Annotated in this window: 11 protein-coding genes, 1 rRNA gene and 1 other annotated feature; of the genes, 2 read left to right on the top strand and 10 right to left on the bottom strand. The window is 40.5% G+C overall.

The window, feature by feature from the left end:
• Positions 1-27: 27 nt before the first annotated feature.
• Positions 28-1,356 carry a phenylacetate--CoA ligase family protein gene (locus CSV60_RS04290; RefSeq protein WP_099636089.1) on the bottom strand — a complete coding sequence of 443 codons (1,329 nt, stop codon included), beginning with the start codon at positions 1,354-1,356 and terminating at the stop codon, positions 28-30.
• Positions 1,357-1,865: 509 nt separating this feature from the next.
• Positions 1,866-3,452, bottom strand: a complete 1,587-nt coding sequence (locus CSV60_RS04285; protein WP_099636088.1) for a 2-isopropylmalate synthase — start codon at positions 3,450-3,452, stop codon at positions 1,866-1,868.
• Between the two features lie 58 nt (positions 3,453-3,510).
• Positions 3,511-3,749, bottom strand: a binding site (T-box leader).
• Positions 3,750-4,042: 293 nt separating this feature from the next.
• Between CSV60_RS04285 and CSV60_RS04280 the strand changes: the two genes are divergently transcribed.
• Positions 4,043-5,422: an alanine/glycine:cation symporter family protein gene (locus tag CSV60_RS04280; RefSeq protein ID WP_099636087.1), complete on the top strand. Its 1,380-nt coding sequence runs from the start codon at positions 4,043-4,045 to the stop codon at positions 5,420-5,422.
• A 59-nt stretch (positions 5,423-5,481) separates the two neighbouring features.
• Here the strand turns inward: CSV60_RS04280 and CSV60_RS04275 are convergent, their stop codons facing one another.
• Positions 5,482-6,369, bottom strand: coding sequence for a stalk domain-containing protein (locus CSV60_RS04275; protein ID WP_099632056.1), 888 nt, complete (start codon positions 6,367-6,369; stop codon positions 5,482-5,484).
• A 221-nt stretch (positions 6,370-6,590) separates the two neighbouring features.
• On the opposite strand from CSV60_RS04275, the gene CSV60_RS04270 reads away from it, so the two are divergent.
• Positions 6,591-8,729, top strand: coding sequence for a type IA DNA topoisomerase (locus CSV60_RS04270; protein ID WP_099636086.1), 2,139 nt, complete (start codon positions 6,591-6,593; stop codon positions 8,727-8,729).
• Positions 8,730-8,815: 86 nt separating this feature from the next.
• On the opposite strand, the gene cls is transcribed toward CSV60_RS04270, so the two are convergent.
• The 7 genes from cls to rrf form a co-directional block, all read right to left on the bottom strand.
• Positions 8,816-10,300, bottom strand: coding sequence for a cardiolipin synthase (gene cls / locus CSV60_RS04265; protein ID WP_369823578.1), 1,485 nt, complete (start codon positions 10,298-10,300; stop codon positions 8,816-8,818).
• A 464-nt stretch (positions 10,301-10,764) separates the two neighbouring features.
• Positions 10,765-11,421: a hypothetical protein gene (locus CSV60_RS04260; protein WP_099636085.1), complete on the bottom strand. Its 657-nt coding sequence runs from the start codon at positions 11,419-11,421 to the stop codon at positions 10,765-10,767.
• Between the two features lie 148 nt (positions 11,422-11,569).
• The gene (locus CSV60_RS04255) at positions 11,570-11,974 is read right to left on the bottom strand and encodes a hypothetical protein (protein WP_099636084.1); all 405 of its coding nucleotides are present in this window, start codon (positions 11,972-11,974) and stop codon (positions 11,570-11,572) included.
• Positions 11,975-12,048: 74 nt separating this feature from the next.
• Positions 12,049-13,428 (bottom strand): sensor histidine kinase, encoded by a 1,380-nt coding sequence (locus CSV60_RS04250; RefSeq protein ID WP_099636083.1) that lies wholly within the window; start codon positions 13,426-13,428, stop codon positions 12,049-12,051.
• Positions 13,425-14,096 (bottom strand): response regulator transcription factor, encoded by a 672-nt coding sequence (locus CSV60_RS04245; RefSeq protein ID WP_099636082.1) that lies wholly within the window; start codon positions 14,094-14,096, stop codon positions 13,425-13,427. Before CSV60_RS04245 ends, CSV60_RS04250 begins: the two co-directional genes overlap by 4 nt.
• Positions 14,093-14,899 (bottom strand): YihY/virulence factor BrkB family protein, encoded by an 807-nt coding sequence (locus CSV60_RS04240; protein WP_099632062.1) that lies wholly within the window; start codon positions 14,897-14,899, stop codon positions 14,093-14,095. The genes CSV60_RS04245 and CSV60_RS04240 overlap by 4 nt, the downstream gene beginning before the upstream one ends.
• Before the next feature lie 420 nt (positions 14,900-15,319).
• A 5S ribosomal RNA gene (rrf, locus tag CSV60_RS04235) occupies positions 15,320-15,405 on the bottom strand; the annotation flags it as partial.

The raw sequence follows: 15,405 nt of genomic DNA, 5'->3' as shown, positions 1-15,405 counted from the left end.
CTTCACGCCCTTATCCAGTTGTTATTGTCATACGCTTACAGGTGAATTTTCACGCTTATCTACAACGCGTGTTGCTTTTCCTTCAGATCTTGGAAGTGCTTTCGGTTCATTACACACAACATCCACTGAAATTAAACACGAATTCTTCAACTTATGTTGGATCTTCCGCTTCATACTCGTGATGGATTCATGAAGTAGGTCACAGCCAACTTGTTCATATAGAGAAATCTCAATCTCAATATGTAATTCAATTGCATCCATAACACCTTTGCGAACTAATTGAATTTGATAAACAGGTGACAATCCTTCTATTTGAAGTAATTCCCGTTCAATCTCGGAAGGGAAAACATTTACTCCTCGAACAATGATCATGTCGTCTGTTCGTCCTTTAACACGTGACATACGAGTCGTTGTTCTTCCACATTTACATTTCTCATGAGTAATTGATGCAATATCTCCCGTACGGTAACGGATAACTGGAAGCGCTTCCTTTTGCAAACTAGTAAATACTAATTCTCCTAATTCTCCATCGGCAACGGGTTCAAGTGTATCGGGATTAATTACTTCAACAAAGAAATGATCATCTGCAATATGTAATCCATCCTGCGCTTCATGACATTCAGACGCAACACCAGGTCCCATAATTTCGCTTAATCCATAGATATCTACAGCTTTTATTCCTAGTTTCTGTTCTAACTTTTGACGCACGCTTTCAGACCAAGCCTCTGCTCCAAATATGCCATAAGCAAGATTTGTCTCACGTGGATCCATTCCTTGTTCTTCCATCTTCTCAATGATACTCAAGACGTAAGACGGGGTACCACATATTCCACGTGGCTTAAGATCATTGATTATTGTAATTTGACGTTCTGTATTCCCTCCAGAAATCGGTATTGTAGCTACACCTAATTCATCGGCACCTTGATGAAGACCAAGTCCTCCTGTAAACAATCCATACCCATACGCATTATGAAAAACATCAGATTTTCTACCGCCAGCAGCAACGATAGCACGTGCCACTAAAATTCCCCAGTTCTTAAGATCACGCTCTGAGTAGCCGACAATAGTTGGCTTTCCACTTGTTCCAGATGAACCATGGATTCTTGCAACATCGTCCACAGGAATAGCAAATAGTCCATATGGATACTGATCACGGAAATCTTTTTTCTTTGTGAATGGTAGCTTTTTAATATCCTCCAACGATTGAATGTCTTCAGGCTTAATTTGCAATTCATCGAATTTCTGTCTATAAAACCCTACATTTTCATATACGTTTTCCACTGTCTTTTTTAATCCTTTAAGCTGTAGTTCTCGCTTTTCGGAAATGGGTGCGCTTTCAATTTCTGGGTTGTACATAGATAAATCCTCCCTTTTCTCTCATATTACTTTATATGAATATAACGCGCATTGAACGACGTTGCCTATATTCGTTATATATAGCAATACATTAATACATATTTTTCATTTAGTCAACACCAATTTCAGAATATTCTATTCAGGCATCCTTCACTAGGTAGTAATTTAGCGAACAAAAGAATAAATATGTAAAGGTATTTACACGTAACTCCTATTTCTTAAAATTAATATATTTATTGATAACGATAAATAGTTAACCGTGTAAATTGTGTTATAGTAATTGATTTTTATTAAACAGTAGTGTATTTACTATTTCGTTATGTACAATCTACTAGAGTCTATAAATATAATACCGCAAATCTTATTTACTTAGTTAGATTGATTTAATGAACTATGTTTAATTATTCCATGCTATTAAAAAAGCTTAGGACTCTTCTTTGTTTTACTTCAAATTCACACATAAGAAAAGGCAACTATTCAAAAACGAACAGTTGCCTCTTTATTTTAAATTAAATATTCACGGCTAACTTATGTGCAGAAGTTCCTTTTATTTTCGCTACGATTACACTATTGATTGCATTGATGTACGCCAGTGCACTTGCTTTCAAAATATCAGTGTCAGCTGCCTTCGCGATATAATTTTCTCCTTCATGTGCAATAGTAATTTTCACTTTTCCTAATGCATCTTTCCCTCGAGAAACACTGCTAATATCATAGCCAATCAATTTAACTTGTATCTTTGTAATTTCTGCAACTGCTGAATACAGCGCATCGATTGGACCCGTGCCAACAGCACTCGACTGGAAGATTTCTTCCCCTTTGCGAATTTTGACGCTGGCTGAAGGGAAGCTAGAATTGCTGACGACTTGTAAGTCTTCAAATTCAAAGAAATGACCGCTGTAATTCGTCACGTTTTCCTTATCATGCTTTTCATAATAGTTTTCCACAATTATATATAAATCATGGTCATATACTTCCTTTTTCATATCCGCCAATGTTAGGAATCCTTCAAAAATCCCTTCAAACTCCTCTGGCTTCATATGAGTAAAGCCTAGCTTTTCAAGAGCGTTTTTCACAGCATGTCGTCCTGACCGTGCTGTCAAAATCAATTCCATATCATCTAATCCAACGTCTTCCGGATGAACAATTTCATACGCATCACGGGATTTCAACAAGCCATCTTGATGTATACCCGACGAGTGCGCAAAAGCATTATCACCTGTAATTGCCTTGTTCACTTGCACATCCAATCCCATGAAGCTAGATACAAGACGAGAAGTATTCATAATTTCCTTTGTGTTGATTTGCGTACGCACATTATAAATTGAGCTTCTTGTTTTCAATGCCATGACTACTTCTTCAAGCGCAGCATTTCCTGCTCGTTCTCCGATTCCATTCATTGTACACTCTACTTTATCCGCACCATTCTTGACCGCTGCTAAGGTGTTTGCCGTCGCCATTCCTAGGTCATTATGACAGTGAACACTTAATAAGACATCCGGATTCAAGTTTTTCATCCGGTCATTTAATTTATAAATCATCGCACCGAATTCTTCAGGCTCTGCAAAGCCCACTGTGTCAGGCACATTGATCATTGTCGCACCCGCATTCACAACAGACTCAATTGTATGCCATAAATACTCGAATTCCGAGCGTGATGCATCTTCCGTTGAATACTGAACTTGAGGCATTAAGGTTTTTGCATATTTCACCGCTTCTACGCCTAGTTGAAGGATCTGGTCCTTTGATTTGTTGAACTTTTTCTCCACGTGAATATCAGAAGTACCTAGCACCATATGAATCATCGGGTTTTCTGCATACTTTACTGCATGATAAACTGAATCGATATCAGCCTGAACCGCGCGTGCCAATGCTGTGATCATGATGTCATTTGTGTTACCTACCCGCTGCGCAACAGCTTTCACCGCTTCAAAATCACCTTGAGATGAAGCAGGAAAACCAGCTTCGATAATGTCGACGCCAAGCTTCTTTAATTGCTGTGCAATCTCCACTTTTTCATAAAGATTTAGTTTAGCGCCTGGTACCTGTTCTCCATCACGTAATGTTGTATCAAAAACCCAAATTTTTCTGCTCATCTCTTTGCACTCCTTTTTTAAAAAAATAAAGACAAAAAACCCCATCTCTATATTGAAATATAGAGACGAGGTTATACTCGCGGTACCACTCTAATTGATTCACCATACTTGGCAAATCCACTTATCGACAGCAATTACTGTCTATCCCGTTAACGGAGGAAACCGACTTCCCTTACTGTAGAACTTTCAGGGAGTGACTCATGGATGAGTTCAAAATGTACGTCTGCTGATTTCCACCAACCATCAGCTCTCTGCATAGACATAAACATTTTTACTATTTCCATTCTTAGTCTGCAATGTAATATTGAACGTAATACTACATGGTCTATAGCCGTCTGTCAACAGATTTCAAACAATTCCACATATTTTGCACAGTAGTATACGGCAAAATGGCTTATCGTATCTCTTTCAAATGTACGTTTCATCGTGTATCTATCAACAATGACTCAAGTACTAAAAATGAGCACATTTCTAATTTCATTTGACATTTCTTCCATACATTCACTAGTATAGTAGACAACTAATTCGTAAACCGAAACAAAACAACTAGATGTTTGAATAGTATCAAACTACCAAAGGAGTCGTTGCCAATGAATACGTTTACGAAATGGGTAGAAATCGTCTCGGATTTTTTATGGGGATTACCCATCATCATTTTACTTCTGGGAGGCGGATTGTTTCTCACAATTCGTCTGAAATTCTTCCAGTTCCGTTATATGCCTCACATTTTTCGTCAAACCTTCGGAAGGATTATGTCTAAAGGTTCTGGGGACGGTACGCTAACCCCTTTTCAAGCAACAACCTCTGCACTTGCCTCTACGATGGGAGCAGCAAATATCGTCGGAGTTCCTGTAGCCATCGCGCTAGGTGGACCTGGCGCGATCTTCTGGATGTGGATTGTGGCACTGATCGGAATCGGTACGAAATATTCCGAAGTCGTGCTCGGTATCAAATATCGTGAAAAGAATGCTGCCGGTGATTATGTCGGTGGTCCGATGTATTACATAAAAAAGGGACTTGGCTGGAAAAAGGTTGCGTATATCTTTGCATTCGCCCTCATGTTAGAAGTTATGGCGAGTACTATGGTGCAATCTAACTCCATCGCTACGACCCTTGAAGGTTCATTTGGTTTATCTCCAATCGTAACAGGTATTCTCGTCGCGTTACTGGTTGCACTCATTTCATTTGGAGGAATTAAAGCGATTGGGCGTGTAACAGAACGTCTAATTCCATCCATGGTCGTGGCCTATATTTTAACAGCACTCATTATTATCGGAGCTCATGTCGATGCAGTGCCCGCAGCATTTGGCTTGATTTTCACACATGCATTTCAACCGATATCAGCGGCAGGCGGCTTCGCAGGGGCCGGTGTCGCAGCGGCTATTCGATGGGGACTCGCCCGCGGATTATATTCCAATGAAGCCGGTATCGGTACAGCACCGATTGCACACGCAGCTGCAGTGAATAGTCATCCTGCCAAACAAGGTTTCTGGGGCGTCTTTGAAGTCGTCGTGGATACATTGATCGTTTGTACTATGACTGCGCTCGTCATACTAACTACAGGCGTTTGGAAAGTCATTGACGCAGACAACGCGGCGAACATGGTGACAGAAGCGTATAGTACAATATTTGGTGCTTCCCTAGGCGGAATTATTATATCCATTGTATTATTCTTGTTCGTGATTACAACGATTGTAGTCATTATTTATTACGGAGAAAAGCAAGCGGAGTTCTTATTCGGATCCAACTTCTCCATCGTAATACGCGTGGCATATATCGCGGCAATCATCATCGGAGCACTTGGTGGATTGCAGTTCGTCTGGAAGTTCCTTGATCTATTACTCGCAATCGTAGTAATTCCTAACGTGATTGCGGTCCTATTCTTAAGTGGACAAGTACGGGACATTACGAACGATTACTTTACAAACCTCTATCCGAAAGAAAAGAAACAAGTGAAAAAGAAGTCTTGATGTAAATGGCAAACAAGGCAGATGTCCACGGATGCCTGCCTTGTTTTTATATAGTTTCATTACTTCATCATTTCTTCAATTAACCCTACCGGTACATAGGTTTTCCTTGGTTCCAGTAGCTCCGGTGCCACTTCAAACTTCATCAATAATTTATTGTAGCCATATTCCTTCTGTCCACGAGTAATCGTATAAGATGGAGCACCTTTTGATACAATCGCACCGACACCAGTTGAATCCACTACATAGCCTAGTTTCTCGGCAAGCAAACGAAGCGGTACCATCTTCACACCGTCAACCATATAATGATCATCTTCTATGATCTGTTCTACAGTAGCATCTTCATCTACTGGATTTCCGTCTAGTACAACTACTTTCTCTGGCATTGTCTGAGCTGGTATACTTCGCGTTGTTTCTTTGTAGAATACTAGCAAGTCTTTATTCTTCAAGTCATCAGCTTTCACTTTATTACCTGAAGCGCTGGAAATGTCTGTACCGTCATCTATATTCAACTGTAGCTTCAAGTACGAATCCACCAATTCGTCATCAAATATTCCAACTACTGCGGTGTTCTCTTTATCCGTTTCCACAATGACAGCATCCGGAGTGTACTGTGGTGGATAAATCATAATCCTTGGTTTATCCGCATGGGTATAAGCAGACACTTTGTCACCTTTCTTCAATTCTATCTTTTTTCCGGTATTATCGAATAGCAGTGTTTCTTCTGTAATGGCCAATACGGGCGATTCTTCTTCTCCTTTAATCGTGTAAAGTGTTAACTCATCGTTCTTTTCTATTCCTTCGATTGTCCCTTCTACTTTAATAAAAGCTTTTTCATCAGATGTCACTTCAGCCTTCTCTTCATCACTCGCACTAACCGCTTGAGGTACTGCTACGCCGCCAATAAGCAAAGCTAACATCGCAAAGGTTACAACTTTATTCATTTTCATAAAAAATCCGCTCCTCACTATGGGTTCTATACAATAGTTCGTATGAGACGGTAAAAGGTTACAGGTACATACATCTTTTTAGATCTTATATTGATCTTCTACCTGTTTTGTTTATCTCAAAACTCTCTTTTCCACTACATGCCTAATAGCCACCCACCCCAAAATATGAGATAATACGACTAACAGAACGAACGTACTACGAACGAAATGGAGGCGATTGCATGAAACCGGTCATCCTAGCTGAAAAACCAAGCCAAGCAAAGGCCTATGCAGATGCATTCACTACACGTAAACACGATGGCTATACAGAAATTCAACCGTGCGACATATTCCCTCAAGGAGCCTTCATCACATGGGGCGTCGGGCATCTCGTGGAATTAAAAGAGCCGCATACATACAATCCCGCCTGGAAACGCTGGTCACTCGGCAGTTTACCAATTTTACCGGAACGCTACGAATTTCAAGTTGCGCCAGGAAAGTACAAGCAATTTCAGGTCGTTAAAAAGCTTATTCGCGCAACCGATCACGTCATCAACGCATGTGACGTGGATCGCGAAGGTTCAAATATATTTTATTCCATCTACTATATGACGGGTGCTCGAAACCAGAAGATTGAGCGACTATGGATTAATTCGCTGGAATCGGATGAAGTACGTAAAGGCTTCGAGAACCTACGGGATAATCGACAAGATCTACAACTGTATGAAGAAGCCAAGGCGCGACAAATCAGCGACTGGCTTGTAGGGATGAATGGTTCTCGGCTCTATACACTTCTGTTGAAAGCCAAAGGAGTTCAAGAAGTATTCCCTATTGGTCGTGTGCAATCACCTACCGTTTATTTGATTTATCAACGTCAGCGCGAAATCGAGACGTTCGTATCGGAACCTTTTTTCGAAGCGGAAGCCATTTTTACTGCGGAACGCGGTACGTATAAAGGAAAAGCAAAACTTAAGGAGCCTAAGCGTGAATTAATTGCGGAAGCACTCAACAGCCGCAATATTACAAAACGGACGCCTGGGGTTATTAGTGAGCTGACCCATACAGATAAACGTATGCCACCGCCACAGTTGCATTCACTTTCAACATTACAAGCAACTGCCAACAGACGATGGAAGGCAAGCCCTGCGACTGTATTGAAAACAATGCAGACTTTATACGAAAAGAAGCTTGTATCGTACCCGCGGACTGATACACGTCATATCACGCCAAGTGAATTCAACTACTTAATAGCGGCTGTGAAAGACTATCAAAAACTAATTGCGCATCCATTTGAAATCGTTTCACACACACCGAAAAAACGATATGTTGACAGCTCGAAAGTACAAGAACACTATGCCATCATCCCGACAAAAAAACTACCGACTCCTGCGGCACTGACAAAGTTGTCACCACTTGAGCGCAACCTTTATGAAGAAGTCATTCGAACGACATTAGCTATGTTCCATCGGGATTACTTATATACAGAAACGAAAGTAACGACCGACGTCAACGGTCTGCCATTCTTCACAACGGGCAAAACCGAACGCGACAAAGGTTGGAAAGAACTTTTTGCTGCGCCAAAGAAGGCAAAGGATTCCGAAGAACCAGCCTTACCGCCACTTGAGAGAGAGGAAACCGTGCAAAGTGAAATTGGCATTAAAGAAGGTGCGACACAGCCACCAAAACCTTATACAGAAGGCCAGTTGATCGCTATGATGAAAACGTGCGGGAAGTTGGTGGAAGATCAAAGCGAAACGGATATTTTAAAGGAGATCGAAGGGCTTGGTACCGAAGCTACACGAAGCGGTATTATTGAGACGATAAAAAAACACGGGTATATTTCCGTGACAAAAAATATTGTATCGATCACTGACAAAGGCCGTGTGCTCTGTCAGACCATCGAAGGTAGTCTGCTTGCCAGTCCTTCCATGACAGCGAAATGGGAAACGTACTTGAAGAAAATAGGTAATGGGGAGGGGACAGGTCAACATTTTCTAAGCAGTGTATCAAAATTTATTCAAAAACTGATTGAAGACGTACCTGTCCAACTGGAGAAACAAACGATTGATATTGTGCTGCCTCCTCGGTCTCCTTCAGGCAAGGGCTCGTACACACGAACTGAAGTCGCACCTTGTCCAAGATGCGGCAAAGGCAATATTATTGAACACCCTAAATTCTACGGCTGTAGTAATTATAAAAATGGTTGCAAGCAAACCTTCCCAGGACTCTTCCTGAAAAAGAAACTCACTGTGCCTCAAGTGAAATTATTATGTACTAAAGGGCAAACAAATGTCATCAAAGGCTTCACTTCTGCTGACGGGAAAAAGTTTGATGCTTCATTGGAGTTAAAAGATGGGAAACTGAACTTGGTCTTTATGTAAATCATATACTGACATGATAAAGAAGCAGCACAAAGCTGCTTCTTTTTTATTATATTCTCATCACGTATATTATATTTCTCACGGCTTTAGAGTACGGGAGACAACAACCGTGAAATCGATTGCTTAAACTTAATCAGTAAGGACCGCTCTTCATAACGTTCCCTCGTCAACTTAGAACTACGTTCCGAGTCTTGACGGAACAGCTCAGTCAGGTGCGCTGCTACTTTGTCATCATAGACAATCGCAGTCACTTCAAAGTTCAATCGGAAACTACGTGAATCAATATTCATAGTACCTACTACCGCCACTTCTTCATCAACTACAATCGTTTTCGCATGCAAGAAACCATTCTCATATAATAATATCTTTGCTCCATAATCAAGCAAATCACCGACATACGACCAAGTAGCCCAGTAGACAAACGGGTGATCAGGCTTACATGGAATCATTATCTGTACATCGATGCCTGACAGCAATGCAATTTTGCAGGCATCCATAAAGCTTGTATCTGGAATAAAGTACGGCGTCTGAATGTAGACACTTTTTTTAGCAGACAATAATAACTTGATATACATATTCTTCAGATGTTCTGTCTCAGAATTCGGACCACTTGAAACAATTTGCACTGGACTTGTGCCTATATGTTTTTCGGTTTGAAATAAATAATCTCCCCAATCCCCCGGCTCCTTTTTACTGGCCTGATGCCAATCTAAAATGAATTTCGCTTGAATATGATTGACCGCACCGCCTATAATCCTGAAGTGCGTATCGCGCCAATAACCAAACTTCCTATCAAGTCCTAGATACTCGTCTCCGACATTGAAACCACCTATATACGCGATTTCTCCGTCAATGATACAAAGCTTCCGGTGGTTTCTATTATTGACCCGAAAGTTTACCAGACGAAACAGTGATGGAAAGAATACCTCCACCCCACCTCCTGCTGCACGTAATTCATTATAGAATCTGGGGGGAGTTTTCTTGGAGCCTACTTCATCATACAAGAGTCTGACCTTAACTCCCTCTTTCGCCTTTTGAATTAATAGATCACGCAGCTTGGTTCCGAGAGAATCAGACTGAATAATATAATACTGGACATTGACCTCTTTTGTAGCCGAGCGAATATCCTCAAACAATGCAGCAAACTTTTTATGTCCATCGTCAAAGATTTCAATATGATTATCTTTAGAAAGCAATGCATGAGATGACTTCAGATTCATATGGATTAATTCTGTATATTTTCTTAGTAAGGTGTTGTTTTCAAGTATAGCTAAGTTTTCTGGCAATAATTGTTTATCAACTTCCGTTTTCTCAGCCTTTCTTTCTGCAATGGAAAGATTATAGAAATTTTTCTGCTTTAAACTGCGTCCAAAGAATAGATAAATAAAGAAACCGACGATGGGAATGAATACTAGAACCATAATCCACGCCCATGTATTTCCTACATCTCTTCTTTCGATAAACAAAACCCATGATAATAGCAAGATATTGAGTATCGTAACAATCGATAAGAGCAGCGTAAGGACATGACCAAATTGTATACCAATCAACATCCCTTCCATTCCTATCATTTTTTGCGCTCCATTTCATTAGAAAGTAGTCTTTAATATAGCATACAGCCCGAATTCTCACCGTCATTTCTGTGAATTTCATCGAGAAGAGAATTCAACATGCAATCAGAACACTTTCAAAAATGAAAAATGATAAAAGTAAAAGGTCTATTCATATTTTTCATACATATAATAAAGAATCTTGCAATTGTTGCATGTTGATCAAAGTAAAGGAAATACTCACGGATCAATTGTCGTCCGGTTATTCTAACCTGTTAGTGTGTGATAATATATGAAAAAAGAAGGTAATCTATACAGTTATCGTTTCATTTCTCTTTGAGTTACATAGATAGTAATTTTCCCAAATAAATTTCCCGAGAAATAATATAGCAATAACCAATGTTTTTCAATTGATATTAGACATGGTAATGGTATGGGGAGTTAATAAGAAACTATCTTTACAGAATGACATTACTGTTGAATTTCTATACGGAATCTTCTGTGCCACTAAAAAATTCTTCTTTCAATCGTTTTCCATATGCATGTCCACTTTCACCACGCTGCCTCGGAAACTCTTGCATCACGATAGGTAATACCCTTTCCCATAGAACATTCATCACATAGATGTCTCGATCAAACTGATAGTCCAGTTCATTTAATGTTAATTGTAGCGATTTCGCGTACTTTCTTTTTTCCACATCCCAAATCGTTGAAACATTTTCTTTAATGTATGCATCAATTTCATCATCTGTCACTGTAATCCCATAAGCTTCTTCCGCGATTGCCAAAGCATCTTGATAGTGATCCGTTTGCTTCTCTGCGATCCCCCTTAGAAATGGAGAAGAGTGCTCTTGTCCAGTTAAATTGTTTTTCACGCGTAAACGGAACTCCGTCTTATTTGTTGAAAATGATTGATCTAGCTGGCTAGTATGGATGCCGGATTGAATAGACGCCAGCTCTCCTTTTATTTCAGGCATATCTTTTAGCACTTTTTCCACAGATTGATTCATCTGAGCATAATCTATTCCTATCGTTTCAATCTTCTGTTGTTCTGAACTCGCCGTTTGTTTAATTAACAACGTCCCAGCGATTAAGACAGTAAAACAAATCATTATAAGGTGAAACCGATTGCGAGCAGTCATAGTCTTTCGCTCCTTCATCTGTTAGGTCGCTCAATTATGTCACAGGAGTAATAAAATATTTGTTGAAACAACTGATTATTTTTAAAAACATTTCTATATAATTCGACAAAAAAACCAAGAACCCGGCGCTAACCGGATTCCTGGTTTTTTATTGACGTGTAGAAGTTGTTTTCTCGATCATAAAGGTTACAACTACGAATAAAGCAAAACTTACTAATAATACAGTGCCACCAACAATGTATAATATAAGCGCGAATACTTCATTAACATTGAAGGGTTGCATGAATTGCAACCACATACCCGCTGTTAAACCAATTGCACCGATGATCCCTGTCCAGCCTTGCAATGTTAGTAGCTTTCTAGCACGGACTCGGTAAATCTTGTAAAACACACCCCATGAAAACACTGACAACCAACCAACGAGTAAAATATGCGCGTGAATCGGACGGAATGCGTATGAACCCGCCCCCGCCATATGAGAACCGAGTACTGTTCCAATCAAACCAAAAATCGCCGCAATACGAATCAATCGTAAACTCCACTTTTCTTGCATGTTATAATTCCTCCTGTCATTCTTTTACTACATTTATCTTAACACTCCAAGATGAACGGAAGATGAACGGACTGTTACAGTGTAGGTAAATACACGATAAATGTTGTACCTAAACCTAACTCACTGATTACTTCTATTCGGCCGTCATGAAGTCGCACTACTTGTTCAACTATAGATAATCCCAAGCCTGTTCCTTCTACTTCACGCGTTCTCGAGTGATCCGCACGATAGAAACGATCAAATATTCGGTTCTTTGTTTCAGATGACATGCCGATTCCTGTGTCTTTAATAGAGAAACAGATTTCATTTGCCTTCTCAGTCAGTCGGATATCAATTGTTTCTCCATCCGGTGAATACTTCAATGCATTCGACAATAAATTCTCCCATACTTTCTCAAGAAAGGCAGGATCACCTTTATACGTGACCTCTTCAGTTTCGAGCATGACGGAAATCTCTTTTTCTTGCAATAACCACTGGAACTTCCGAACTGATTCCTTTACTTGCTGATCAACATGGAATACTCTTTTCTGCAGTGGTGAGACTAGTTGATCGAGTGACGTCAGCAATAATAACTGCTTCGTCAAAGTTGAAAGTCTTTCTGTTTCTGATTGAATAATTCCTGCATAATGTATGCGTTCATTAGCTGGCAGCTCTTCGTCCGATAATAAGTCTGCATAGCCTTTAATATTTAATAGGGGTGACTGAAAATCATGTGACACATCACTTACAAATGCTTTTCGAATCTGGTCGTTGTCACTCAAACGATCAACCATTTGTTGAAAACTTTTTGCCAGTTGCCCAATTTCGTCACGTCGTTCAATCGACAGCTCGCTCGTAAACTGCTCCTCACCGACCTTCTTCGTCGCCCTTGTCAACACGATAATGGGGGCAATCAACTTACGAGCCACAACTAGCATCGTGAGAATACTAATAATCGCCATGACAATGACCATGCCGCCAAGTAAATAGTGAATTTCCGTAAATAGCATTTTAATATCCGGTCGCAAAAATAGTGCATACGTCTGGCCTTTGTACATAAAAGGTACACCTACTGTATTAGCGGACTCATTGGAGAAATAACCCGTTACAAATGTCTCTGCCTTCTGCTCCCGCATTCCATGGTAGACTTCACCACTAAAGACCTTCTGAATCGCTTGATCTACAAGATTATCATCGCGAAACGCTTCTCCATAGACAACCGAGTTGCCGTTGGGCGGTTTGACTAGCAATTTATAACCCACTCCAGCCAGCATATCGAAGTATGCCGGCAAATCTATACCATCATTCGCTTCAATGAACAATGCAATTTCCTCGGCAACTTTAACATTCTTCGCATCGTTCTCACCCTTTAAGTATCGATGATAGTATGTATTGACGGCCAGAAATGCTACAATCGCACTCGCCAGCATAGTACCAACTGTTATAACAAGAAACTTCCCATACAGCGACTTCATTCCCAAACCTCAAGCTTATAACCAACACCACGTATCGTTACAATTTTCACTTGATTCGTAAGCTTCTCGAGCTTATCGCGTAAACGCTTGATGTGCACACTCAACGTCTGCTCATCCCCCTCATAATCAAAGCCCCAAACACGCTCTACTAACACTTCCCGTGTAAACACCTGACTATGACGAGAAGCCAGTACCGACAACAATTCAAACTCCTTCAATGGAAGTAGCAATGACTTCGAACCAAGCACCACTTCATAACTCTGTCGATTGATCACCAAAGGACCGACCTGAATCATTCGATCCACTGCTTTGTCATACCGTCGTAAAATGGCATGGATCCGAAATAATAACTCTTTCGGCTCAAACGGCTTCACAAGATAATCATCCGATCCGGCCAAAAAGCCACGCTCCTTATCTTCCATCTCACCTTTAGCCGTCAGCAACAAAACTGGAATTTCCGTATCCTCACGGAGTCTCTTCGTTAGCGTATAGCCGTCCATGCCCGGCATCATCACATCTACCACCGCTAAGTCTGGCCATTCCTTATCTACCACCTCAAGCGCTTCAAGTCCATTCATCGCCTTCACAACGGTATACCCTGCCTGTCGTAAATGAATACTGACTAACTCCAAAATATGTATATCGTCATCTACTACTAAGATCTTCATTTAGACCGTCCCTTTCTTTTACACTCTGCATTCAACAACCCTGAAAGAATAATAATCACTGCCGTTAAATAAAACCATAACACGAGCATGATAATTCCGGCTAATTGTCCATATAGCCTTGAATAATCCACCCGTGATACATACTCACCGAATAATAAGGACACGAACTGCCAGCCAAATGCTGAAAGTAATGCACCCGGCAACGCTTCTTTCCATCTCATCTTTCCGGTCGGCATAAGTTGATAAAATAACAAGAAGAACAAAAGTAAAAAGAATGTACCTAGCCCCCATTTTATATTAGGCCAAATGTACAACCAACCTTCCCATGCGTCTAGTACATCATAATATGCGATAACGGTATGCATGAGATTTTCAATCAACGGTAAAAATAGCGACATGGGTACGATTAGCATGAAAAGAATTGTTACGCCAAGATTCCGGATTATACTCATCCATAGCGGCTGCTGAGGAAGCCTCCGATTCGCAATGTCCAATGAACGGGCAAATGATTGTACCGCGACCGATGTCGTCCATAATGCAGCTAGCACACTGAGTGCAAGCAATTTACCATGACTTTTATAGAGTACGGACTGGACGCTTTGCTCGATCAGTTGAAAAGATTCATCTGGCACAAATGGACGTAATAATGCTAAAATACTAGCCTTTTCCACAGGCAGGAATTGCACAATAGACAGCACTACAAGCAAAAAGGGTAATACTGAAAGCAATAAGTAATAAGCATTCTGCGCCGCTTGATCAAAAAAGCGTTCTTTAAAGAAGCGTTTAATTATCGTCATGATCATAGAATCCCCTCCTCTGCTATCGTACGTGTCTTACTATCAATATACCCCAACAAGCTATAGACTATTAGGTTAAATAAAATGTTTATATTGAAATTTATTGTTTATTAGAAGAAATAGTGAAAAGGATGAGCGCTTGGATAGTAATTGGTTGATGTGACTTTGCCTGGGACTAATATGGCCGCTAGTGGACTTATTGAGCGGATAAGCAATGCAATAGAGCACCTTGCGTGCTTTATTGGGCGGTTAGGCAGTGCGAAAGAGCGCTTGATATGCTTCGTTGAGCAGATAAGCGAGACGATAGAGCGCTTGCTCTGATTAATTGAGCGACTGACAAAGATCCATGACCACCCAAATTCGGTCTTAGTTCATATACATAATTAAACACAAAAAAGCCACTCCCCAAAGGGAATGGCTTCGCATGCCTAGCAACGTCCTACTCTCACAGGGGGAAACCCCCAACTACCATCGGCGCTGAAGAGCTTAACTTCCGTGTTCGGTATGGGAAC

It is taken from the genome of Sporosarcina sp. P7 (assembly GCF_002743425.1).
Classification (GTDB): domain Bacteria; phylum Bacillota; class Bacilli; order Bacillales_A; family Planococcaceae; genus Sporosarcina.
This window is presented reverse-complemented; position numbering and strand designations above follow the sequence as displayed.